Raw genomic sequence first — 25,029 nt, forward strand, 5'->3', positions numbered from 1 at the left:
TTAAAGAATTACTTATAGATTGAAGCTGATGTTGAAACCAATAGATCTTGTTGTTGGAATCTGACCGTTTTCTATACCTTGTAAGTTACCGTCGTTGTAATAACTTGTTTCAGGATCAATGTGCGGAAGGTTGCTATGCAAAAGGGCAAGGTTTCTTCCTACAACCGATACTGCGATGTCACGGAACGGCAGTTTTTTCATCACCTTACCAGAGATCATGTAAGTAAATTTCACTTCACGAAGCTTCACATAACTTGCATCGAAGATTGTGTTTTCGTTGTTTGTAAGCAGGTAATATTTGTGGTGATATTCTTCTGAGGAAATGTTTTTCGCATTAGGTACATATACCGGATTGTCAGAAGTTCCGGTGTTCACCACACCTTGTCCAACAACACCTGTTTCACGTCCTAATGTTGTTTCAGCTAAAACACCTGTGTAACGTCCTACATTGATTGATTGAGAGAAAATGTCTCCACCGTGTTTAACGTCAATCAAAGTACTAAGCGTAAAGTTTTTGTATTTGAAAGTGTTAGAGAAACCACCGATCCAGTCAGGTGTGAAGTTTCCTAATACACGGCTAACCGGGTCAAGCATTGGATATCCTTGTGCATCATAAACAACTTGTCCGTCCGGAGCACGTAAAAATCCTTTTCCAAAGAAGGTACCATAAGGCTGTCCAACACGCGCTTCAACAGATAATCCACGGAAGCTGCTTGTAGAAGTCGCCTGCGTCAATGGGTTGTAGCTTGTGTTCAGCTGATAGGTAGTAAGACCGTTTGCCAGCGAAACTACCTTATTTTTGTTACGTGCCCAGTTCAGGCCAAGATCCCACTGGAAAGCACCCGCTTTAACCGGAGTAACCGTCAACTGGATCTCGATACCTTTGTTTTCTATCTTTCCTGCATTCAAAAGTTTGGACAGATAACCCGTCGTGTTCGACACGTTTACGTCAAGGATCTGATCTGATGATACTTTTTTGTAATAAGTAAGATCCAATGCTACGCGGTTTTGCCAAAGTCTGATATCTGTTCCAACCTCGTAAGAAGAAGTAATTTCAGGCTTTAATTCAGCATTTAACAACGCGTTGTTCTCTGATAAACTTGGCGTGCTTCCCCATGGGTTTTCGTATTTGTAAGTACTTGACAAACGGTAAGGATCTGTATCGTTACCAACTTGCGCAACACCGGCTCTGATTTTAGCAAAAGATAAAACCGAAGATTTGATATCAAACATGTCAGAGATAATCGCACTTACCGCAGCTGATGGATAAAAATACGATCTGTTGTTGCTTGGCAAAGAGCTTGACCAGTCATTACGTGCTGTAAGATCAACAAATAAATAATTGCGGAAACCTAAGTTAGCCGAAGCGTATAAACTATTTACCGTTTTTTCAATAAACGAGTTTTCAACAACCGGGCGCTGACGTGAGTTACCCATGTTCCAAACTCTTGGAATGGCTAATTCAGTTGCTCCCATGTAGTTTCTTTGTGCAAAGTTAGAGCGGTGGTTACCTCCAATGTTGGCAGTAACATCAAACTGACCAAATTTATGTGTAGCGTTCAACAAAAAGTCAGAGTTTGATTCACGAACAAAAATCTGCTCTTCATTATAACTGTCATAAAGCTGGGTTGTTCCCAATTTTGCCTGACGTGCAGCGCCTCTTGTCTTGCGACGATCCTCGTAAAAATCAGTTCCTGAACGGCCTGTCAAAGTCAACCAGTCAGTCAATTTGTACGTCGCAACGATGTTTCCATACATACGGTCACGAGCATTTTCACGTGTACTGTTGTTTACCAGATAGTATGGGTTAGTCCAATAGTTGTCGTTCCAGTTGTTTTGGTAAATGCTGCCTGGTTTAGTATAGTTTTTCAAAGAGTTCATGTCAACCTGACGACCGAACCAGATGAAATATAAACCGAAGTTGTTACGGTTATCGCTACCGTCTTTTACGTAGTTAACGGTTGCTCTAACATTCAATTTAGAAGTAAGATTCCAGCCAGCGTTCAATGAAACAGTCTGACGTTTGTAATCTGTGTTAGGCAAGATGCCGTTTTGTTTCAAATTCGTAAATGACAAACGGAAATCTGCTTTTTCGTTACCACCTGTGATACCTACGTTATTTGTATAGGTTTTTCCTGTTGTGTAAAACTGGTTAACGTTTTCAGGATGTGCGATCCATGGCGTAGGAGTTCTTGTTCCGTCCGCAGCGATAGGAGAATCAAACTGAGGCAATAATCTGCCGTCCAATTTTGGTCCCCAGCTTTCATCCACACCGTCATTTACACCGCCACCTTGTCCGTCTTTATAGGAGAAAAGGCCTTTGGCACCTTGTCCATATTCATTTTGCCAGCTAGGCTGACGAAATACTGATTCAAAGGAAGTGTTGGTATTGAAAGAAACACCGATACCTTTTGAGCCTTTTCCGCTTTTGCTGGTAATCAAAACTACGCCATTAGCACCACGTGAGCCATAAAGGGCCGCAGCACTTGGTCCTTTCAAAACGCTGATCGATTCCACGTCATCCGGGTTTATCGACGCAGCAGCATTTCCATAATCCACACCTGTTCCTGATCCGAAATTACTGTTGTCAATTGGAACACCATCCACTACGAAAAGCGGCTGGTTGTTGCTTCCGATCGAACTCGCTCCACGAATGATCATACGCGAAGAAGCGCCTGGTGCTCCGTTAGAGTTTGTTACCTGAACACCTGCCAGTCTGCCTGAAAGCGAGTTGATAAGGTTGGTTTCACGCGCCTGAGTAAGATTTTTTCCACTCACTTCCTGTACTGCATAACCCAATGCTTTCTTCTCACGGGCAATACCCAGGGCCGTTACCACTACTTCGCTAAATTGAGTCGCATCTTCATCCAGAGCAATATTAAGATTTGTCTGAGTGCCGACCGGAACTTCAAGTGATTTAAAACCGATAAAAGAAACAACCAGAGTAGAATTAGCTTCAGTAGTAATAGTAAATTCTCCATCCGCATTGGTTGTGCTTCCACGATTTGTTCCTTTCACCAATATACTTGCTCCGGGTAAGGGGCCGCCATCTCCTTTAGAGGTCACTTTGCCTTTAACGGCTACTTCCTGTCCGTACCCAGCCAGGCTCAGCATAAGGAGAAGAGACATGAAACCAGTTGTAAAAAGTTTTCTCATCATAAAACAGTTAAGTTGGTAATAGTAATATTTGAATAAATAAGGAGTGAAATATTAAAAAACGAATTAAAATAAAATTAATATAAAATGATAAAAAGTAACTTTTTTCAATTTTTAGGTTTAAAAATTAAGCTTAATGAGTACAAAAAATGATTAATGACTCAATTTTAATTTTCATATTAAAATAATTTAATTCAGAATTATATTTTATAAAAGTAAAAAAATTAAAAATAAAAAGTCGTTTAAAATGATAAAAAGAGAATATTAATAACATTTATATCTAATTATTGATATATAATTTTAATATTTCTTCGAATAGTATAAGATTTTTGTCTATTTTAATTTTAATTGTATTATATCTAGTTTGTGATTTTTGGTTACTACTTCGGTGATTTTAAGATTTGAATTATTGAAAAGGATATTGTTTGAAGATTGGGAGTGGAAATTCCGGTTTTATAATTTTCTTCCTTGCGTATGACGTATCGGTTTTTAGGAAGAAAAAGGATAAAGTGTAGGATTCTGTCCCGCTTTTCATTCTTAAAATCAACCTATAAGGCGTTTGAATTACTATATTTGCAACTTGTGTAAATGGGTGGTCCACACAGCTCATTCAAAATTTTGTTAATTCGTAATAGCTTTAAATGAAGGTTCTCAAATTTGGCGGCACATCGGTCGGTTCGGTCGATAGTATCAAACAGGTAATTGGTATTCTTGAAAATAATCTGGCAAACGGTGAAAAAATCGCTGTTGTTTTTTCAGCTATGGGTGGTGTCACGAACCGCCTGATCGAAATTGGAAAGATGGCCGCTGCCGGAAACGGTGAATATATTGAGTTCCTGAAAGTGGTTGAGGAACGCCACTTTGTGATCGTTCGGGGACTGATCAATGTGAAAAGTCAGAGCAGTACATTTGCTGCCGTTCGTGGACTTTTCAATGAATTGGGAGACATTTTGAAAGGTGTTTCCTGGATCCGTGAACTTTCTACGCGGACAATGGATCTGATCATGAGTTTTGGAGAAAGACTTTCCACGCTTGTTATCACCGAAATCCTGAAAAGCAAAGGTATCGCGGCAGAGTTTTGCGACGCACGCCAGATTATCCGTACGAACGAAACATACGGAATGGGCGATGTTAATTTTGCTGTTACGAATCAGCTTATTCTGGAATATTTTGCGAGGGCATCGGCTTTGCAATGCGTTACCGGTTTTATAGCTTCAACTTCGGAAGGTATCACGACAACATTAGGACGTGGTGGTTCGGATTATACAGCTTCCATTTTAGGAGCTGCGCTTGATGCGGATTCCATAGAAATCTGGACGGATGTTGATGGGATGATGACGGCCGATCCAAGAAAAGTGCATAACGCTTTTACAATTCCTTCGATTTCTTATGCCGAGGCCATGGAGCTTTCTCACTTTGGCGCGAAAGTGATTTATCCGCCAAGTTTGCAGCCGGCTTTTGCTAAAAATATAACGCTTAAAGTACTGAACACTTTCAATGTTGATTTTGAAGGGACTTATGTACAGAAAAACGCGAATAAAAAAGATTTTCCAATCACCGGGATTTCTTCGATTGATGAAATCGCGCTGGTTAATATTCAGGGGAGTGGAATGATCGGAGTAGCCGGAATTTCGGGCCGACTTTTCACTGCTTTATCACATAATGATATCAGTGTAATCCTGATTTCCCAGGCATCTTCGGAGCATTCAATCTGTTTTTCAATTGACCCCCGTGATGCGAATAAAGCCAGCGAGGTTTTGGAAAAAGAGTTTGCATCGGAAATTACGTACGGTTATATTGATAGTATTACAATAGAAAAAAATCTGTCCATCATCGCGATTGTTGGTGAAGGAATGAAAAAAAGTACCGGTGTTTCCGGAAAGCTTTTTTCTGTTTTGGGTAAAAACGGTATCAACGTTGTCGCTACGGCACAGGGTTCTTCGGAGCTTAATATTTCTGTTGTTATTTCAAAAAGTGATCTTTCCAAAGCACTGAATGCGATTCACGGTGTTTTCTTCCATTCGGAAACGCGGTCGCTTAATTTGTTTATTGTTGGTGTAGGTCTGATCGGAAGTACGCTTTTGGAGCAAGTCAGAAAACAGAATAAATATTTACGGGAAGAAAAGTTTTTAAACCTGAACATCGCCGGGCTTTCCAATACAAAAAAAATGCTTCTTGATCCGGACGGAATCGGTTCAGCGCATTGGAAAGAAAGAATTGATGGAGAAGGTGTAAAAACCAGCTTGCCGGCTTTTGTTCAGCGTATGATTGAGCTCAATCTTCCAAACAGCGTTTTTGTTGATTGTACCTCTGATAAAGACATCGTTCAGTATTATAATATGTTGCTGGATGCAAGTATTTCGGTGGTTACACCAAACAAGGTTGCCAACTCCGGATCTTACGCCGAATATATTTCCTTACAACGGACTGCCTTAAAAAGAGGCGTGAAGTTTTTGTATGAAACAAATGTAGGCGCAGGTTTGCCAATTATTAATACGATTCAGGGATTAATGGCCAGCGGTGATAAATTCCTGAAAATTGAAGCGATTCTTTCCGGGACATTATCCTACATATTCAATTCTTTTGGTCCCGGCATAAAATTCGTGGATGTTGTAAAAGAAGCGAAAGCACAGGGTTTTACAGAACCTGATCCTCGTGACGATTTGAGTGGGGCGGATGTTGCCCGGAAAATATTAATTCTTGCCCGTGAAGTGGGCGTTCCGCTAGAATCGGAAGACGTAAAAGTGGCTCAGCTTTTGCCGGCAAATTGCCTTGCGGCACCTACGGTTGAAGCGTTTTTCAACGAGCTGGTCATCTCCGACGATTATTTTGCCAATCTTCAATCGGATGCAGAAGCAAACGGAGAAAAACTTCGTTACATCGCGACGCTTGAAAATGGGAAAGCGGTTGTTGAATTAAGAACAGTAAATCAGCAGCATCCATTTTATACTTTGTCCGGAAGTGATAATATCGTTTCCTTCACGACTGAGCGTTATAAAGATCGCCCGTTGGTAATAAAAGGACCAGGCGCAGGAGCGGAAGTTACGGCGTCAGGAGTGTTTGCAGATATTATGAGCATTAGTAGCTATTTGGGGTAGAAGGTTTTAAATTGTTGGAGATTTTTCAAAAAAGCCATTTTCAATTATGAGCAATAGAAAAGTTCCTGACTCGGTTGCCAGGCTAACCGAGGAATTTGTAAGTCAGGTAAGCGCATTGTATGGCGACCGTCTTAGCAAGGTAATTTTATATGGTTCCTATGCCAGAGGTGAGCAACGCGAGGATTCGGATGTAGATTATCTGGTTGTTTTGAATGATGATGAAATAAAAACATTTAAGGAAATAAGTAATTTGTCTCCTGTTACTTTTGAACTATCTCTTCAGTATTCGATATCTGTTTCCGCAATTCCGGTAACTAAATCCAGGTTTAATCAAAATTGGTCTCCTTTATATCAAAATATTCATGAGGATGGGATTATGTTATGAAGATTAATTCAGTCGATGATATTATCTCAAAAGCCATGGATTGCTTTGATGATTCAAGAGAGTTTTTAGCTAAGGAAAGGTATGAAGCTGCATTGAATAGAGCCTATTATTCCATGTTTCACTGTATTCAGGCTTTACTTTCTACGATCCAATTTGTTACAAAATCTCATTCAGGAGCACACAACGCTTTTCATAAAGAATTTATTCTAACACAACGTTTTTCAAAAGATCTCGGTCTTGCCTTAAAACGTACTTTTGAAAAACGACAATTTGGTGATTACGAGTATGACGAAGTCTTGTATGAAGATGCAAAGGAATCTGTTGATGATGCGCAAAAATTTCTGGACGCCACCATCCAATATTTAAAGGAAAACAATTTTTTAAAGTGAATTATATTAAAGTCTTTGCACCCGCCACTGTCGCCAATGTTTCCTGTGGATTTGATATTTTCGGTTTTGCTATTGAAGAGCCGGGTGATGTTGTAGAGATACGCCGTCGTGATGAGCCTGGTGTTGTTATCAAAGATATTTTTGGTGACGGCGGAAGATTGCCACGGAAAGCAGAAAAAAACACTGTGACAGGCGTTATGCTCCATTTGCTTAAACATCTTGGTATTAAAGATTTTGGCTGTGAAGTTACTTTGCATAAAAACATGCCTTTGGGAAGTGGTATGGGTTCCAGTGCGGCCAGCGCAGTAGCCGGTGTGGTTGCCATGAATGAGTTGCTGGATTGTCCTCTTTCCAGAACCGAACTTTTGCCTTTTGCTATGGAAGGAGAGCGGATCGCTTCTGGTTCCGCCCATGCAGATAATGTTGGTCCTGCACTTTTGGGCGGCTTTGTAATTATCAGAAGTTATGCACCTCTGGATGTTTTTTCCATTCCCGTTCCCGGTGATCTTTTCTGTACTTTGGTGCATCCGGATATTGAAATCAATACGAAAGATGCACGATACATTCTCAGAGATGAGGTTTCATTAAAAAATACGATTTCTCAAATGGGAAATGTAGCCGGATTGGTGGCTGGCTTGATGATGGAAGATTATGACCTGATCGGCCGTTCGATGGTGGATGTGATTATTGAACCTGTGCGCTCTATTTTAATCCCTGACTTCAATCTTGTAAAACAGGCGGCTTTGGATAACGGAGCATTAGGGTGCAGTATCTCAGGATCAGGGCCTTCGATGTTTGCATTAAGCCGGGGAGTTGAGAATGCCAGGAAGGTAGGAGAGGTAATGAAGGCAACATTTGCGAATGCCGGAATTGAAGCGACTTCACATGTTTCCTTAATCAATAAGGGAGGACCTGTGGTTTTGGACAGAAACTGATAACCGGAAAATGGATCATACTCTGAACATTACAATTCACTTTTTCCTTTTCTGATTTTTGTGTTATTCAAAATTAACATTTGACGAACTTTCTACGTAATTTTAAACGTTACATAGTCCAGAGCATTAAAATTAAAAGATCATGGTTACTGTAAGCGATACTGCGAAGAATAAGATCATAGAATTGCGTAAGGCAGATGGGCACGAAGAGGATTATCAGATTCGTGTAGGTGTTTTAGGCGGGGGCTGTTCAGGTTTGACGTACAATCTTGAATTCAATTCTGACACAAATCCTACGGATATGGTTTTTGAAGATAAAGGCGTTAAGATCATTGTTGATAAAAAAAGCATATTATATCTTGCCGGTACTGTTCTGGATTTTTCAGATGGTCTGAATGGAAAAGGTTTTCAGTTTGTTAACCCGAATGCTACACGCACTTGTGGCTGTGGCGAAAGTTTTGCCGTATAAATTTTTAGATTTTGTGGATAATAGTAAAGGCGTTGTGAGCTATCACGGCGCTTTTTTTATTTTATATCAACCCAAAAAAATGATAGAAGTAGTATATTTTCGTTATTTTATTGTTTTTTTGTGGAAGGGAAAGAGGATACCCGGGTATTTCCTGAATTAATTGTGTCAGGAAGACAAAATTCAAATTTTGTTACTGGAATTTTTGCGTCAATTATGCGTATCAACAAAGAAAAATCGTAGCAGTAAGCCGTCTTTAACTTTCAACTTTCTAACTTTCAATTTTTAACTAAGTAAATGAAACCAACGCTTTTAATTTTGGCTGCCGGCATAGGAAGCCGTTATGGAGGAATAAAACAACTTGACCAGTTTGGTCCCAATGGCGAAACCATTATTGATTATTCCTTATATGATGCCATTCGAAGCGGTTTTGGCAAAGTAGTATTTATAGTTCGTAAAGAAATAAAAGACGAGGCGGAAGCCTTATTTGCTCCAAAATTAAAAGGGAAGATCGATTATGATTTTGCTATTCAGGGTGTGCAATCTTATGTGCCCGAAGATCTGGGAACGGTTGAGCGTGTAAAACCTTGGGGAACCGGACATGCAACTTTATGCGCGTGGGATCAGACCGATACTCCATTTGCTGTAATTAATGCAGATGATTTTTACGGTTTCGGCGCTTTTGAAACCATGGCGGAGTTCCTGAGGACTGATACAAATGATAACCAACATGCGATGATTGGTTATGAATTGAAAAGAACGCTTTCTGAAAACGGGACAGTTTCAAGAGGAGTTTGTATAGAAAGAGAGGATCACAATTTGTCATCCGTGGTTGAACGTACCAAGATATTTGAAGAAGACGGCAAAATTTATTTCGAAGAAGAAGATGTTAAAACGGAGCTGGCTCCGGAAACGCCTGTTTCGATGAATTTCTGGGGATTCAAACCTTCGATGTTTCCCATAACCAAGGAATTGTTTGAAGAATATGCCCGTGTGAATTTACATACACCCAAAGCTGAATTTTATATTCCTACGGTAATGAGTTATATCATTAAAAACGGTTTGGGTGATTGCCGCGTTTTCCGCAGTGCTTCCGATTGGTTTGGGGTAACTTATCCGGAAGATAAACCAACGGTTCAGGCTTCTTTATCGGCTTTGCATGAAGCTGGGGAGTATCCTGGGAAACTTTGGGAATAACAGTGTGAAATAAGCCAGTTTTGAAGAATTTAATTTATAAAAACAAAAGAGGCCAACTTTTAAAAGTTGGCCTCTTTTGTTTTTATAATAATGTTTGAGTTTTTTAACCTTATTTCTTCAACAGCGCTTCCATCATTTTATCCGCCAGAAATTTATTTCCGGTTTCATTCAAATGAACGCGGTCGCTTGTTAAAATATCCTTTTCTTTATTTTCAGGATTGTTCTGCGCCAAATAATCCTGGAAATATTTCCGAAGATCACATAGCTGAAGACTGTTTCTGGATGCGATGTCGCGGATTATTTTTGAATACTGATTTAAATCTCCATCCTGCATATTTGAATTGTCATTTTTCTCGCCGATCACAGTAGGCGTACAAAGAATAATACGGATATTCTGGGCTTTCAGTTTTTTTATGATCGCTTCATAAAACTTCACATATTTATCAGGATCAGTTCCTGTGCCTGACGAGCTTTTGTGCCAAACGTCATTGATTCCGATATAAACAAAAACAACATCCGGTTTTTTTGACAAAACATCATCTTCAATCCGTAGATAAAGATCATATATTTTATTGCCGCCAATGCCAGCGCCCATCAATTCAAACTGATTACTTTGATTGTTGGTTTTAAGCGTTTCGGTCATCATTGTAATATAACCTTTTGGGCCAACTCCCGCTTGCGTGATGGAATCACCAAAGAATATTACACGTAATGGTTTATCCTGCTGCATTGCTAAAAGAGGGAATGCGACAAGAGCAATTTGTAAAAATCGGAATAGAATTCGCATGAGATTAAATGATTAGTTTTTTGAAGGAAAAGACAAGCAGATACTAAAATTACCCTAATTAATTGATGAGTTCAATGTGAGGAATTTCCATAGAATAACGTAAAATAAAAGATTGTCCCGGCGACATTTTTGATAACCAGTAAAGCGGTAATCGAATTTTTCTAACGGATTGTTGTATCAGCGCGCTGATAATCAGATGATCGCTATGTTCGGTACAGCTGAGCACTTCGCCATATATCGTGAGTTCTTCATTGTTATTATTTTCGGGAATATAAACTTCTGACGGCGAGCCCTGTTTTATGATTTTTCCGTTTTCCAGAACAAATACCTGATTGGCCATCCGGAATATTTCTCCAAGATCGTGTGAAACAATCAGCATAGTAAAACCCTGCTGTTTTTGCAGTTTTAACAAATATTCTTGCAATCGAAGACGCATAGTATGGTCCAGAGAAGAAAGAGGTTCGTCAAGTAACAGCAAATCAGGCTGACGAACGAGCGCTCTTGCCAATGCTACACGCTGCTGCTGTCCGCCGGAAAGCTGATGTGGCTTTCTCTCTGAGAGTTTTGTAAGTTCAACGGAAGCCAAAAGTTCTGTGACAATTTCCGGATCGTCTCCTTTTTTTAACGCGAAAAATAAATTTTCTTTAACAGTTAAGTGAGGGAAAAGTGCATAATCCTGGAAAACGAAACCAATGTTACGAAGCTGCGGGGACTGAAAAGTTTTGTTAGTTGTATCAAGCCAAATGTCATTTCCAAATTTAATATGTCCGAAATCAGGCGTGACCAATCCTGCAATTTGTCTGAGCAAGGTTGTTTTTCCTGCTCCCGAAGGGCCGGTTATGGCCATGATACTTCCTTTTTCTGCCCGAAGCGAAATCTCCATCGGAAGAATTCCATGAGCTGTTTGCAATGAATGCCGGATGGAAATATCAAGAAGTTTATCTGACACGCAGGAATCGGTTATTTACGGAGTATACGAGTAGTAAAATAACAAAAGTTATAGCAAAAAGTACCAGCGCATATTGATTTGCAACGTCGTAGTTTAAAGCTTCCACTTCATTATAAATGGCTACGGATGCAACTTTGGTTACGCCGGGAATATTTCCTCCTATCATCAAAACAACCCCAAATTCCCCGATTGTATGTGCAAACGTGAGTACTAAAGAAGTTAATATTGCTGATTTGCAGTTTGGTAATAATATTCTATAAAATGTTTCCCACTTCCCTTTCCCCAAAGTGAAAGAAGCTTCTCTTAATGAATCGGGAAGGGATTGCAATCCTGCACGTAAAGGATAAACCATAAAAGGTAAACTGTAAATGACCGAACCGATGACAAGGCCGGGAAATGAAAAAACCAGTCTGAGCCCAAATATATTTTCGACCCATGCGCCAAACCAGTGAGATGGACTGAAAGCCAGTAAAAAATAAAAGCCCAGAACGGACGGTGGCAGCACAAGCGGCATTCCAATAATGGCCTCCATGATTCCCTTTCCCTTAAATTTTGTAAAAGCGAGCCAGTAAGCCAAAGGAAGAGCCAATACAAACAGGATGCATGAGGTAATTGTTGCGAGCCTGAATGTTAGCCAAAGTGGTTGCCAGTCCATTTTTAATTTTGAATGAGTGAATGATAGAATGAGTGAATGGTGGCTCGTATCCTGTTTGGTTGATTTATTTGTAACCGTATTTTTTGAAAATTGCTTTGGCTTTTTGGGAAAATAAAAAATTGTAAAATTTTTGACTTGTTTCTTTTTTTGGAGAATTTTCGCTGTGGCGGAGTAATAATACGGCCTGAGCAATTGGTTTGTATGATGTTGAATCAATGATTGTGTAATGGCCTTTTCCTTTCATTTCGGGTGCTAATATGACAGATAATGCTGTAAAGCCAGCTTCGACAGATCCAGTTGTAATATATTGTGCCGCTTGCGCTATGCTTTCTCCATAAACGATTTTGCTTTTTAAAGGCTCCAATAAATTTTCTTTTTGTAATGCCTGTTCCGCCGCTTCGCCGTATGGCGCCATTTTAGGATTTGGGACGGCAATTTTTTTTACTTTATCGGTATTTAAAACTTTGATATTTAATTCATTTTCAGGAATTGATAGCGACCATAATGCCAGAGTACCGTATGCGTAAATTTTCGGTTTTTCGTCTGAATCGCCTTTTTTGAAAATTTCTTCGGGATATTTGGTATCGGCAGACACAAATACATCAAATGGTGCTCCTTCACGAATTTGAGCGGTCAGTTTTCCAGAAGAGCTGACGACAATTTCAATTTTTTTTCCTGATTCTTTTTCAAATTCTGTTTTCAATTCCTTCATCACATATTGTACATTGGCTGCTGTGGCCACAATAATTGTTTCGGATGGTTTGGAACAACCACTCAGAAAAATCAAGATCGGAAAGAAAATACGTTTTACGTTCATTTTGCTAAATTAATGCATTACGGCGGATTGATACAAAAAATGTTTAGAACCAATTTAGCCCTGAAAGGGCGTAATATTTCAACATGGGGCATCGCCCTGTGGCTCCGGGAATTCCTCTATGGCTCCGGAATCCCACGATTCTGGATATGCGGAATTCCTGGATTCCACCATTCCGGATGTGCGTGATTCGGGGAATTCCGGAATTCGACAAATTCATTACATGGTCGCATTGATCGATAGGGCGTTGCCCTATCCTAAAATATGACGCCCTTTCAGGGCTTTGTGGAGGAAACTTTGTGTCCATTGCGTAAACCATTGCGCCTATTGCGGTTAAAGTCGTAAATTGCGTCCCATTTTGACCGGCTTAGCCGGAAATAATAATTAATGCGTTAAACAATGATAATAGAAACTGCCCAGCGCACCCGGCAAACGTCCGAGTATTACTTTTCAGTAAAGCTGGCCGAAGTAAGAAAACTGGTAGCCGAAGGACATGACGTGATCAATCTTGGGATTGGAAATCCGGACATGATGCCTTCTGAGCAAACACTTACAACACTTTCAGAGGCGGCTTTAAAGCCTCAGGCACATGGTTATCAACCGTATGTAGGAACAGTGGCTTTTCGGAATGCGATTGCAGAATATTATCAAAGGACCTATGGTGTTACATTAAATCCAGCTTCGGAAATTTTGCCGTTAATTGGCTCAAAAGAAGGAATAACACATATTTCGTTAACTTTTCTTGATCCCGACGATGAAGTCCTGGTACCGGAATTAGGCTACCCGGCTTACCGTGCTGTGAGCCAGATGGTAGGAGCGAAGGTGAAAGAATATCCTTTGCGTGAAGAGCATGGATGGCAGCCTGACTGGGAAATTATGGAAAGTCTGGTTTCGCCGCGTACAAAATTAATGTGGCTGAACTATCCGCACATGCCCACAGGAGCACCTGCAACAAAGGAATTATTTGAAGCCGCGGTAGCTTTTGCCAAAAAACATAAAATCCTGCTTTGTCACGACAATCCTTACAGTCTGGTTTTGAATAAAAAAGAACCGATCAGTTTGTTGTCTATCGAAGGTGCAAAAGATGTTGCCATAGAACTTAATTCGATGAGCAAATCGCATAATATGGCGGGTTGGCGTTTGGGATGGCTTGCGGGTGCAAAACCTTACATTGATGCAGTTTTGACGATTAAAAGTAATGTAGATTCCGGAATGTTCTGGGCTTTACAGGAGGCGGCGGTAGCCGCGCTTGGAAATCCTCAGGAATGGCATGATCAAAGAAATGCTGTTTATCAGGGTCGCTTGGAAGCTTCCGAGGCATTTTTAAATGCCGTTGGCTGTACCTGGGATAAAAAACAGGAAGGCATGTTTTTATGGGGAAAGTTGCCAGAATCTGTTGAATCGGCGGAAAAACTGGTTAATAATCTTCTTACAGAAAAACACGTATTCATAGCACCCGGATTTATTTTCGGACCCAAAGGACAACGTTATATCAGGCTTTCTCTTTGTATGCCAAAAGAGAGAATCTGGGAAGCAGTTGAGCGGCTTAAAAATTAATTTTCTTAACATAAAATCTTATTTTGGGTTAGAAGAAATTCTAACCTGAATATTTCAATATATGATAATCAGTATTATAGGAGTTGGCCTTCTTGGCGGCTCATTTGCATTGGCGCTTCGGGAAAAATACCCGCATATAAAATTTGTTGGCGTAGACCATTCTTTGGTCAATCAAAAAATCGCACTTGCCAAAGGAATTGTTGATGAAATCATGACTTTGGAAGATGCTTTGCAGGTTTCAGAATTAAATGTTCTGGCTACGCCTGTTGATGCTATTGTTGCCTTACTACCAAAATTACTGGATCAGCTTCCCGAAGGCCGGACGATTATGGATTTGGGGTCTACTAAAGAAATGATTTGTAAAATAGCAGATCAGCATCCAAAACGTGCCCAATTTGTTGCGGTTCATCCAATGGCCGGAACGGAAAATTCAGGTCCGGGCGCCGCTTTCAAAGAATTGCTGCCAGGGAAGAATGTTATCATCTGCGACAAAGAAAAAAGCGATCCGGATTCTCTTACACTGGTAGATACTTTCCTGCGTGATGTTGGGATGAAAATCCATTACATGACCCCCGTGGAGCACGACTTGCATTTGGCCTATGTTTCGCATTTAAGCCATATAAGTTCTTTCGCTTTGGGATTGACCGTTTTGGAAAAAGAACGTGACGAAAAGGCTATTTTCGATATGGCCAGTACCGGTTTTTCTTCAACCGTGCGTCTGGCCAAAAGTTCACCGCAAATGTGGGCGCCGATTTTTGACCAGAATAAAACCAATGTTTCAAAAGCACTTGGCGACTATATCGAATTTTTGAAAAAATTCAAGGAAGCCATTGATAGCAAGGACTTAACAACAAGCCTTGATTTTATGTCCAAAGCAAATGATATTGGCAGGATTTTGAGCGGGATTGAGAAAAAGTAAACGATCTGATGCCTGAAATTTGTTATATTTCGTAATCACTAGCAATGAAATCGCATGGAACTACCGTTAATCATACGTCCTGTCGCCGGTATCACCGAAGACATGTTCTTTGATCTCTGTCAGGCTAATTCCCAGCTTTTGATGGAGCGTGACAAAGACGGTAATATAATAGTTATGGTACCAACAGGATCGGATACTGGAAATTATAATTTTGAATTTGGATTAGAACTTGGTATTTGGAATAGAGGGAGCAAGGCAGGTTATGTTTTCGATTCTTCATCCGGGTTCACGCTGCCAAATGGAGCTGTTAGATCCCCCGACCTTTCCTGGATTTCTAAAAGTAGATGGGAATCTCTGCCAGAGGCACAACGAAAAAAGTTCGCACCAATTTGTCCGGATTTTGTGTTGGAAGTGCGATCACTAAGTGACGACCTTTCTGATCTTCAAAGTAAAATGAAGGAATACCATGCGAACGGTTGTAGTTTGGGTTGGCTAATTGATCGTATTGGCAAAAAAGCCTACATCTATCGAAAAGATGGTTCTGTTGAAATTAAAAAAGATATTCCGGTTCAATTAAGCGGAGAAGATTTACTTCCTGGCTTAATTGTAGAAACAAATTTTTAAGATCTGAATTATAAAAAACGTCCGGTGGATCATTTCCGCCGGACGTTTTCTTTTAGGATTCATTCGTTCTCTAACTTTTCTTCCTAACCTCAACAAAAACTGCACCCACAATTAATCCAACCAATAATAGAGAACTGATCAAGTCAATCGTTTTCCCTGTGGCCACCGAAACAGGGTCAAATTTGAAGGTTATTGAATGTTTCCCGGCGGGAACCCGAAGTGCCCTCAGTACATAATCTGCACGCAGCATATCAGCAGGTTTGCCATCAATCGTTACTTTCCATTCGTCGCGAACGTTGTAATATATTTCTGAGAAAATGGCCAGGCCTTCACTTTTTGAATTGCTTTCATAAATCAATTCATTGGGCTTATAAGTGATCAGACTGATTTTATCTGTCGAATCTGCCTGAAGTGTTAATCCTTTTAATTTATCAGCAAAACGCTGGTCAATAATCGCCGTTTGTTTTGGTTTTAAAGAGTCCAGCGCAGCCATTTCAGCATCAGCATTTGGAACAATTTTGTATTCCCGAACAAACCATGCATGTCCGAAAGCATCAGGATTGGGTTGTACAATTTGATTTCCCTGTTGGTCGACGCTTAAAATATATTTGGTATTCAGCATATTCAATATGCCCGGATTAGCATTCTGTTTTGCTATCTGATGCTCAAACAATTCCTGATAACGTCTTAATTTGGCGCCATGATATCCACCTATCGATTTATGGAAATAGGAAGCATCGGCACTGTTAAAAGTACTTCTCGATACATCTAAAACTTTATAATCAGGATCGGTATCCGTCAGGATTTTCTCGTCTGCCGCACTTGGAGCAAGAGCCGCCAAAGATGCACTCTTACCAATGAAATCAGCATTGTTAAGGTAACGTTTGTCAATACCAAACATGTCAATGATCATCAGCAGAATCAAAATCGGATAAAGCAAAGCCGTTTTGATTTTATCTTTCGTCCAAAGCCAGATCAATCCTGCCGTTACCAGAATGAAAAATAAACTGCGGAAAGCATCACTGCGCATTAATCCGGCACGATCCTGTACAATTGCCGCTACTATTTGTTGTCCAAAAGCCGGATCCTTAGCCATCTGTGCGTAATCATTTGCTACTGCTGCGTCGCTGAGCCCCTGAAAACTAAAAAAGATAGTAGGCATCAAAGCCAAAATCAGTGAAAGTCCACCAGTAATACCTAAACTTATTAAAAAAGGACGCTGAAGATCTTTCCATAAAATCTCTTTTTTTGCGATTGTATTTAATGCCAGAACGGCGACAAAAACCATCAAAAGCTGAACAAGCGCCAGTACCATCGTGACGGCCCTGAACTTGTTGAACATCGGAAAATAATCGAAAAACAGATTATTGAATACTGCGAAATTCTTTCCCCAGGCCCAGAAAATATAAAGTACAATAACACCGGCCGCCCAGTTTTTTAGAGGACTTTTAACAATAAATAGTCCCAGAATAAAAAGGAATAAAATAATTGCTCCGGCATAAACCGGCCCGCTTACAATAGGCTGATCTCCCCAGTATAAAGGTAATTGCTGAACAGCATTATTAGCAGTCGCTGCATCCAAACCTCTATTGACAAGTATTTTATAAGTTTCAGAAGTATTGGAAAGTGCTCCTGGACTTGAACCACCATAAGCATTCGGGATAAGGAACGTCAGCGTTTCTCCAATTCCGTAGCTATAAGAAAATGCATATTCCTTATCTAAGCCATCTTGTTTGTCATTCGTTTTTGCACCGTTGGAAACACTTAATTCAGGTTTGCCACGAATCGTTTCTTTGGTATAATCATAGGCATTCCAAAGTCTTGTAGTATGTGTTCCCACAGAAACGGTAGCTGCAAATGCAAGGCCTACGAGAATAAAAGCGAGTTTTTTGATCTGTCCGTTTTTCAGATAAGGCAAACTTTCAATGATGACCAGGACAATAATTCCAATGCCCAGATAATACGTTATCTGAACGTGATTGGCATAAAGTTCGAGCGATAAAAATATAGCTGTAACGGCAGCTCCTGCAAGCCAGTTTTTTCGAAATGCTAAAATTACCCCTGCCAGAACGCCAGGAGCGTAATAAATAGCAAGCATTTTAGAAACGTGCCCTGCTTCAAGACTTACTAAATTCCAGGCTGCAAAGCCAAAAGCAATGGCACCAAAAGCTGAAAGCCAGATTCCCGCACCTGCAACCAGAAAAAGTATATAAGCGCTCACACATCCGATCAGGAAATAATTGGCTGGTGCGGGTAAGATTTTGTTAACAATCTGTCCCATCTTTGTAGAAATGCTGGTCGGATAGTCGCCCGCAATCATATAAGCTGGCATCCCGGCGAACATGCTGTTGGTCCAGTTTGACCATTCCCCGGTTTTTTCATGGTAGGTTACTACTTCGCGGGCCGCGGCTTTTGCCTGTACATCATCATGCTGATTAAGTTTTTTGCCTTCCAGCACAGGAAATGCATAAATTAATGACAAAACCATAAAACCTATCACCGCGAAAAAATGCGGCCGGATTTGTTGCCAGGAAAATAAATTTTTCATTTTGATAATAATAAGCCGACAGGTATTTGAAAATGTGATATTATAATGTCAATAATACGTACAAATATGACTTTTCTTTCATGATAGTCACAAAGAACATCTATTCTTGCACGTTAAATTTTTGTTAACAAGCGCAAATATAAAAGTATTGATATATGTTTGGGATGTAAAATCTGAATCTTGTTTTAGTATTTTTTTGATAGAATTCAGAAATAGGAAGTGAAATTTAAGAAAATACCCGATAAATTTGCAGAAATTGTGCCTTTAAGTTAAAAACACAACTGTATTCAGAATTGATTAGTAGTAACCCGATAGATAAATGAAAAGAATTGGAGTTTTCACCTCAGGAGGAGATGCACCCGGAATGAACGCTTGTATCCGTGCTGTGGTGCGCGGAGCGGTATACCATGGAATAGAAGTTTTTGGAATCAGAAGAGGATATAGTGGAATGATTGCCGGTGATGTTTACAAAATGGAATCTCACTCGGTTAGTAATATTGTTCAAAGAGGTGGTACGATACTGAAATCGGCGCGCAGCAAAGAATTCATGACGCCCGAGGGAAGGAAAAAAGCATACGACCAGCTTATGGCGCATGGCATTGAAGGAATGGTTGCCATTGGCGGAAATGGTACTTTTACAGGTGCTATGATCTTCGGTAACGAATATGGGATTCCTACGGTAGGAGCTCCCGGAACGATTGATAATGATTTATACGGGACCGATTACACCATCGGCTTTGATACAGCAGTAAATACAGCTTTGGATGCAATTGATCGTATCCGGGACACGGCGAGTTCTCACGACCGGATTTTCTTTATTGAAGTAATGGGCCGGGATTCGGGTTATATCGCCGTACAGTCGGGTATTGCGGGTGGTGCCGAACTTGTGATGGTGCCGGAAGTATTGACACCACTTTCAGAAGTTGTTGAAACTTTGAAACAGGGATGGAGCCGTTCAAAATCGTCTTCGATCATTGTGGTTGCAGAAGGTGACGAAGCCGGAAGTGCCGTAGAAGTAGCAGAAAAAATTAAATCGCAGGTGGATGAAAACGCGGATATCCGTGTGACAACACTTGGGCATACCCAGCGCGGAGGGTCTCCGTCAGCTTATGACCGTATCCTTGCCAGCCGTTTGGGACTTGGTGCTTTGGAAGGTTTATTGGGCGGACAAAAAAATGTAATGGCCGGAATTATCAATAACGAGCTTGTTTACACGCCGTTTGAAGATACAATCCGTCTTCCAAAACCAATCAGCGAAGATTTGTTGAGAATGGTTAAAATATTAAGTGTTTAACGAATACTGAAATTTGTTGTCAGGAATAGTCACTTGTTGTCATTTGTTGTAGTAATACAAGCGATGACAATAAATGGCAATTACCTGACTTGCGGCGGGATCAGCAGTATCCCATTATTTTGTAAATAATAATTCCGACCCATTCACGGAAAAGAAGTTGGGAAAAACCCACAATTTTCGGGTCCGGGATTACAGTTTCCTTAAAACTTGTACCTTCATCGCTTCCGTAAAAATCTGCCGGGAATACGTCAGCGGATATTCCAACTTTTTTGAAACAACCTGTTGCTCTGCGCATGTGGAAGGAAGAAGTAATGAGCAGGTAACTTTCGCCGGGGAACTTGGTATTCAAAATTTTTGAAGTAAATAATGCGTTTTCTCGGGTATTTTTTGCTTTAAGCTCCAATACTATGTCACCGGGTTTTACGCCCCATTGCATCAATAATGCTGCGGCTTGCTGTGCCTCTCCTTTTCCTGCATCAGTAAGTATTTTCTGGCTTGCTCCGGTAATTAGTATTTTTCGGATTTTCCCTTTTTTATATAACAAATAGGCCTGAAGAAACCTGTCGGCCTGAATGCCTAAGCCAGGATGATCCGCCGTTTGCGATAAACTTATCATGCCGCCGGTGAGTACAATGCCAACATCGTAAGTTTTCTTAACTTCGCTGATGTTAACAGGTTTGTATTCCCACCACTGAAACGCTTTGTTGATAATGAAGGAATTCGAGATCAGGTAGAGAATTGAAAAGGAAAAAATTAATGCTATTTTTTTTCTTTTTGCTTTTTTTGTGAACAGCGCATACAGGATAAGTATCAGGCTTATACTGAATGGCATCAACAAAAAATCGATTGTTTTGGACAGAAAATAAAACATTTGGGTACGAAGCTTACAGAGATAAGCGTTTTGAGTTTAGTTTTGTATTCTCAGCCACGATTTAGCTTAATAATTAAACAGTTCATAATTATCACATCATTTTCAAATGAAAAAAAGAACGCATACGGCAATTTTGATTTCTTTTTTTGTCCTTAGTTTAATTACTCATTCTTTCGGTCAGGGTTATCATATTGAAGCAACTTTAAAGGGGTTAAAAGATAGTTCCTGCGTTTTGGGGCATTGGAGTTATAGCAACAAGCAATTTGTAGCCAAAGACACTGCCAAAGCAGACGGAAAAGGCCATATGGTTTTTGAAGGAAAGACAAATCTTCCGGGCGGACTTTATTTGCTTCTTTTACCGGGTAACCAGAAATGGCTGGAATTTGTGTATTCAGGAAAGGAAACCAATTTTTCCATGGTGACCGACACGGCCGATTTTGTAGGAGCCATGGAGGTGAAGGGCTCAAAAGAAAATCAGCTTTTTTATGCTTACCAAAAAGAATTGAAAAGCAGAGTTAAGGAAATTGAGAATTTAAATAAAACGCAGTCTGCGGATGCTTCCGTAAAATTGAAACAGGCGCAGGATGAGTTTAAAAATTATCGTGAAAATTTTATAAAAGATAACGCAGATACTTTTACAGCCAAATTATTGAAAATGTCCAGCGATCCGGAAGTTCCGCCTGCTCCGAAACTTGCTAACGGAAAAACAGATTCACTTTGGGTATTCAATTATTACAAAGCGCATTATTGGGATCAGGTTGATTTTTCTGACGAAAGGATTTTACGCACACCTTTCCTTGAAACAAAACTGGACCGCTATATCAAAAACCTGGTTGTGCAAACGCCGGATTCACTCATAAAAGATACAGACTGGCTGGTTGCCAAAGCTTCTGCTAACAAAGACGTTAAATCGTATGTGGTTTTTTATATTATCAACCAATATGAAAATCCAAAAACGGTTGGAACAGAGGCGCTTTGGGTGCATATGGCCAATAAATATTATTTGTCAGGTGAAATGGGCGTTTCGGAAGACACCAAAAAGCGCATTGGCGAAAAGGTTAACACATTGAAATATTTACTGGTAAATAAAACTTTTCCAACCTTGACCGTTACAGATCCGGCGGGTAAAAAAGTTGATTTACAAACTGTTGATGCCAGTTATACCGTGTTGTTTTTCTATGCGGCCACTTGCGGACATTGTAAAGAGGCGTCGCCGGTTTTGAAAACTTTTTATGAAAAAAATAAAGCGGATGGCGTGAAAGTTATTGCGATTGATACAGAACATAATGCGGAAGAATGGAAATCATTTGTATCAACCTATCATCTGGACGGCTTGATCAATGGTTTTGATCCTTTGAACCAGATTGATTTTAATCGGAAATATGATGTGGTAACGACGCCAACGATTTATGTTCTGGATAAAAATAAAAAAATAATTGCCCGGAAAATGCCGGTGGAACAGCTGGATGATTTTCTTAATTATTACAAAAAGAAACAGTTAGCGTCCGCTAAATAGAAGAAATTATATTCCAATTTACAGCATCCACACTATTCAGTTATTGTGGATGCTGTGTTTTAAGCCTATAAAAAGGCGACACAAATTGGCAGCTTCACAGCAATACTTTCATGTTTAAATGTAAGTTTTCCCGTTTTTGAATTAATCTCATAAACCACCAGATTGTCTTTATCCTGATTGGCCACGATCATATATTTTCCGGTTGGATCGATATTGAAATCACGCGGAGTTTTGATAGCCTGCGTCACTTCATCCACTTTTTCCAATTCTCCATTTGCCTTGATCTGAAAAGTACTGATGCTATTATGTCCGCGATTGGAAGTATATACAAATTTCCCGTTCGGGTGCATATGGATAGCTGCGCTCGTGTTTGGTTCTTTGAAATCAGCGGGAACAGTTTGGTAGCTTGCCAGCGCAGTAATAACGCCGGTTTCGCTAATCGAGCAAGCAGTTAATGTCAGGTCAAGCTCGTTAAGCAGATACATATATTTCCCGGAAGGAGAAATGACAAAATGCCTTGGTCCAGCGCCTGGTTTTGCACTAAAAGATGCTTGGGCAGGATTTGGTTTCATGTCGCCGGTTTGCGTATTGACGACATAGTTCATCACGTGATCTGTTCCTAAATCTACCGTGTAAACATATTTCCCATTAGGCGTAGCAGAAGTAAAATGTGCATGTGCTTTTTCCTGACGTTTCTCGTTTGGGCCGGTTCCTGTAAATTGTTGAGAGTAGGTAGCAGGATTTACTTTTCCGTCGGCAGCCAAGGTGTAAGCCGCAAAACTTCCGCCCGTATAATTGGAAACAAAAGCCATTTTCCCGGAAGGATCTACCGAAACGTGACAGGGATTCAAACCTTCAGAAGGTTGACTGTTCAAATAAGTCAGTTTTTGATCCGCTCCGATAGCGTAGGCTGAAATTTTATTGTCGGAAGTGACAGCGTATAAGTTTTTTTTATTTGGAGAAATACTGACATAACCGGGTCCGGGACTTGTCTTAAAGTTATCTTTCAGCGTGATTTTTCCGGTTGATAAATCCAGCTCACACAAAGAAATGGAGGCGTTTTCTGTTTTGTCCTGACTTCCGATATAAAACAAAACCGCTTTCTCTTTGAAAGAAATACCTGAAAAGCCCAGAATGAGGACAAGCGTTATACTTAGTAATTTTCTCATAAGGTTGTAAGTTTTTTATGAAATCGTTAACAACTGATCAATCTTAGATTTGAACCAGCGGGTATTAACCAGTTTTTCCTTTGATAAGTTATAAGACCGTAGAAAACCTCCATTATACTGTACTTTCATATCGAAATATTTATAAAACCGTTCAAACTCATTGCTTTTCAAGTCAGATACAATTTGAGTAACGTCTTTATCTCTTATAGATGGCTCTGTTTTAAACTCTTCGTAACTCTGTCTGGATGAAATAATAGATGGCAAAATAAAATAATCAATTTTTTCATCTTTTTGAGAAGATATATCTTTAATGTAATCCTCCTTTTCAAAATCGACTACTAATTCTGAAATATTATCGGGATGATACAGGTAATTTTCAAAATCGTAGTAATCAAGAATTCTATGATTCGGATATTTTGATTGTATTCTGGTTATTTCTGCATCCGATAAGAAATCCCGATCTCGCAGTGTTATGTAACGGTTATCTCTTTTTACATGTAGAAAAAGATCTCTTGCGTCTTTTACCCCTACAAAAATGGTATCAGGTAGTAGAAGTAAATTATAGTATTCATCATTTTTGTTTTCACACAAAACGATTTTTTTACCCTGCATCAATTCAAATAAAATTGATTTAGGAACCGCTATTTCATAGACATCAAGGTTGGATTTTGGTTCCGGATATAGTATTTGAGGTAAATCAAAGTCCAGATTGTCAAAATCTATAATAACCGACTCTTCATTTTGATGCGCATAATCAATAAAACCCAACGCATGACTAGCAGTCCAAAGTTGAGAATTGTTGGGTATCCATCGAGCTGTGATTTCCTTTAAAAGCGAAAATTGAATAGCAGTGTTTAGGTGACAATCCATTTCATCAATGAAAATGATCACGTCTTTGTAATATTCCCGTCGGACAATAAAATTGAGTAATAATATTACAACTTGCTTTTCGCCATGGCTTAGGAGATCATAGTTGATTTTGGATTCACCTTTTCTGAAAATAAGTTTGGCGGCAATGTTGGGTGTCGCATCCTGAAATTCAGCCACCTGGATAGTCGTTTGCTCGGTTCCTCCTAAAATATTTAATAATGAAGTATTTAGAGGTTCGATAAAATCCTTAAATATTTGTAATACATCAACCTGTTTTCCACGAAAAACTGGTTCGCGCAGAGCCTGGTTAATTTGTTGAATATAAACAAAGACATCGTTTACAAATCTTGTGTCATTTTGAATATAAGAACCAGGCCCGTCAGCATCCGTAAGAATTGTCTGAGGATTTGCACTCACCGTTATTTGGGGGACAATTCTTATGCTGCTTCTTCCAATGAATTTTTGTGCAAGTTCAGATCTGTTTTCCTCGCTTAGAGGCGCTTGAATCCCATCGGTATAGTATATTTGATTCGAAATATCATTATCTATAACGATTTGGTCCTTCCAGTAATTGATCGTTACAGAGGTGGAAAACGTTTGGTCTTTTCGATAGTATGATTGCCTCTCTTCTGAGGAATAAAGAAGATCACTTTTACGTAAACTTCTGCTCATTGTTTCAAAAGCATCAAAAACAGAAGATTTTCCAGAGCCGTTAGCTCCGATAAGAAGAACCAGTTTTGTATTTTCAGGTATTCGCTTTATGCTAAGATCAGTAAAGCGTTTGAAATTTTTTAAAGATAATTCTTGTACATGCATAGGGAAAGCCTTGA

General features: G+C 39.8%; 21 protein-coding genes. 12 read left to right on the plus strand and 9 right to left on the minus strand.

Annotation, left to right across the window (positions count from 1 at the left end; all coding sequences use genetic code 11):
- Positions 1–12: 12 nt before the first annotated feature.
- A complete protein-coding gene (locus FDK13_RS31720) occupies positions 13–3,159 on the minus strand; it encodes a SusC/RagA family TonB-linked outer membrane protein (protein ID WP_229216306.1) in 3,147 nt (1,048 codons plus the stop codon).
- Between the two features lie 638 nt (positions 3,160–3,797).
- Between FDK13_RS31720 and thrA the strand changes: the two genes are divergently transcribed.
- From thrA to FDK13_RS31750, 6 genes are all read left to right on the plus strand, one after another.
- The gene (gene thrA / locus FDK13_RS31725) at positions 3,798–6,254 is read left to right on the plus strand and encodes a bifunctional aspartate kinase/homoserine dehydrogenase I (protein WP_137344041.1); all 2,457 of its coding nucleotides are present in this window, start codon (positions 3,798–3,800) and stop codon (positions 6,252–6,254) included.
- Between the two features lie 46 nt (positions 6,255–6,300).
- The gene (locus FDK13_RS31730; RefSeq protein ID WP_137344042.1) at positions 6,301–6,639 is read left to right on the plus strand and encodes a nucleotidyltransferase domain-containing protein; all 339 of its coding nucleotides are present in this window, start codon (positions 6,301–6,303) and stop codon (positions 6,637–6,639) included.
- Positions 6,636–7,028: a HEPN domain-containing protein gene (locus FDK13_RS31735; RefSeq protein ID WP_137344043.1), complete on the plus strand. Its 393-nt coding sequence runs from the start codon at positions 6,636–6,638 to the stop codon at positions 7,026–7,028. The genes FDK13_RS31730 and FDK13_RS31735 overlap by 4 nt, the downstream gene beginning before the upstream one ends.
- Positions 7,025–7,963 carry a homoserine kinase gene (locus tag FDK13_RS31740; RefSeq protein WP_137344044.1) on the plus strand — a complete coding sequence of 313 codons (939 nt, stop codon included), beginning with the start codon at positions 7,025–7,027 and terminating at the stop codon, positions 7,961–7,963. Before FDK13_RS31735 ends, FDK13_RS31740 begins: the two co-directional genes overlap by 4 nt.
- Positions 7,964–8,105: 142 nt before the next feature.
- A complete protein-coding gene (locus FDK13_RS31745; protein ID WP_137344045.1) occupies positions 8,106–8,432 on the plus strand; it encodes a HesB/IscA family protein in 327 nt (108 codons plus the stop codon).
- Positions 8,433–8,726: 294 nt separating this feature from the next.
- Positions 8,727–9,626 (plus strand): nucleotidyltransferase family protein, encoded by a 900-nt coding sequence (locus tag FDK13_RS31750; RefSeq protein WP_137344046.1) that lies wholly within the window; start codon positions 8,727–8,729, stop codon positions 9,624–9,626.
- Between the two features lie 109 nt (positions 9,627–9,735).
- Here FDK13_RS31750 and FDK13_RS31755 read toward each other — a convergent pair whose 3' ends face one another.
- From FDK13_RS31755 to modA, 4 genes are all read right to left on the minus strand, one after another.
- The gene (locus FDK13_RS31755; RefSeq protein ID WP_137344047.1) at positions 9,736–10,413 is read right to left on the minus strand and encodes an SGNH/GDSL hydrolase family protein; all 678 of its coding nucleotides are present in this window, start codon (positions 10,411–10,413) and stop codon (positions 9,736–9,738) included.
- 58 nt (positions 10,414–10,471) lie between these two features.
- Entirely contained in the window at positions 10,472–11,362 is an 891-nt protein-coding gene (locus FDK13_RS31760; protein ID WP_137344048.1) for an ABC transporter ATP-binding protein, read from the minus strand.
- Positions 11,352–12,017, minus strand: coding sequence for a molybdate ABC transporter permease subunit (gene modB / locus FDK13_RS31765; protein ID WP_137344049.1), 666 nt, complete (start codon positions 12,015–12,017; stop codon positions 11,352–11,354). Before modB ends, FDK13_RS31760 begins: the two co-directional genes overlap by 11 nt.
- 64 nt (positions 12,018–12,081) lie before the next feature.
- A complete protein-coding gene (gene modA / locus FDK13_RS31770) occupies positions 12,082–12,834 on the minus strand; it encodes a molybdate ABC transporter substrate-binding protein (protein ID WP_137344050.1) in 753 nt (250 codons plus the stop codon).
- 83 nt (positions 12,835–12,917) lie between these two features.
- Between modA and FDK13_RS35620 the strand changes: the two genes are divergently transcribed.
- From FDK13_RS35620 to FDK13_RS31785, 4 genes are all read left to right on the plus strand, one after another.
- Positions 12,918–13,067, plus strand: coding sequence for a hypothetical protein (locus FDK13_RS35620; protein ID WP_170982969.1), 150 nt, complete (start codon positions 12,918–12,920; stop codon positions 13,065–13,067).
- A 163-nt stretch (positions 13,068–13,230) separates the two neighbouring features.
- A complete protein-coding gene (locus FDK13_RS31775) occupies positions 13,231–14,388 on the plus strand; it encodes a pyridoxal phosphate-dependent aminotransferase (RefSeq protein ID WP_137344051.1) in 1,158 nt (385 codons plus the stop codon).
- Between the two features lie 61 nt (positions 14,389–14,449).
- On the plus strand, positions 14,450–15,307 hold the full coding sequence (locus tag FDK13_RS31780; protein WP_137344052.1) for a prephenate dehydrogenase: 858 nt from the start codon (positions 14,450–14,452) through the stop codon (positions 15,305–15,307).
- Between the two features lie 54 nt (positions 15,308–15,361).
- Complete coding sequence (locus tag FDK13_RS31785) at positions 15,362–15,931, plus strand: Uma2 family endonuclease (RefSeq protein ID WP_137344053.1); 570 nt, start codon at positions 15,362–15,364, stop codon at positions 15,929–15,931.
- A gap of 70 nt (positions 15,932–16,001) precedes the next feature.
- Here FDK13_RS31785 and FDK13_RS31790 read toward each other — a convergent pair whose 3' ends face one another.
- On the minus strand, positions 16,002–18,479 hold the full coding sequence (locus FDK13_RS31790) for a glycosyltransferase family protein (protein ID WP_137344054.1): 2,478 nt from the start codon (positions 18,477–18,479) through the stop codon (positions 16,002–16,004).
- Positions 18,480–18,798: 319 nt separating this feature from the next.
- On the opposite strand from FDK13_RS31790, the gene pfkA reads away from it, so the two are divergent.
- Complete coding sequence (gene pfkA, locus FDK13_RS31795) at positions 18,799–19,773, plus strand: 6-phosphofructokinase (protein ID WP_137344055.1); 975 nt, start codon at positions 18,799–18,801, stop codon at positions 19,771–19,773.
- 100 nt (positions 19,774–19,873) lie between these two features.
- On the opposite strand, the gene FDK13_RS31800 is transcribed toward pfkA, so the two are convergent.
- Complete coding sequence (locus FDK13_RS31800; RefSeq protein WP_229216307.1) at positions 19,874–20,605, minus strand: YdcF family protein; 732 nt, start codon at positions 20,603–20,605, stop codon at positions 19,874–19,876.
- A 145-nt stretch (positions 20,606–20,750) separates the two neighbouring features.
- On the opposite strand from FDK13_RS31800, the gene FDK13_RS31805 reads away from it, so the two are divergent.
- Positions 20,751–22,160 (plus strand): TlpA family protein disulfide reductase, encoded by a 1,410-nt coding sequence (locus tag FDK13_RS31805; protein WP_137344057.1) that lies wholly within the window; start codon positions 20,751–20,753, stop codon positions 22,158–22,160.
- Between the two features lie 65 nt (positions 22,161–22,225).
- On the opposite strand, the gene FDK13_RS31810 is transcribed toward FDK13_RS31805, so the two are convergent.
- Both FDK13_RS31810 and FDK13_RS31815 read right to left on the minus strand, forming a co-directional pair.
- On the minus strand, positions 22,226–23,329 hold the full coding sequence (locus FDK13_RS31810; RefSeq protein WP_137344058.1) for a lactonase family protein: 1,104 nt from the start codon (positions 23,327–23,329) through the stop codon (positions 22,226–22,228).
- A 15-nt stretch (positions 23,330–23,344) separates the two neighbouring features.
- Complete coding sequence (locus tag FDK13_RS31815; protein WP_137344059.1) at positions 23,345–25,015, minus strand: AAA family ATPase; 1,671 nt, start codon at positions 25,013–25,015, stop codon at positions 23,345–23,347.
- Between the last annotated feature and the right edge of the window lie 14 nt (positions 25,016–25,029).

It is taken from the genome of Dyadobacter frigoris (assembly GCF_005280585.1).
Taxonomy (GTDB): domain Bacteria; phylum Bacteroidota; class Bacteroidia; order Cytophagales; family Spirosomataceae; genus Dyadobacter; species Dyadobacter frigoris.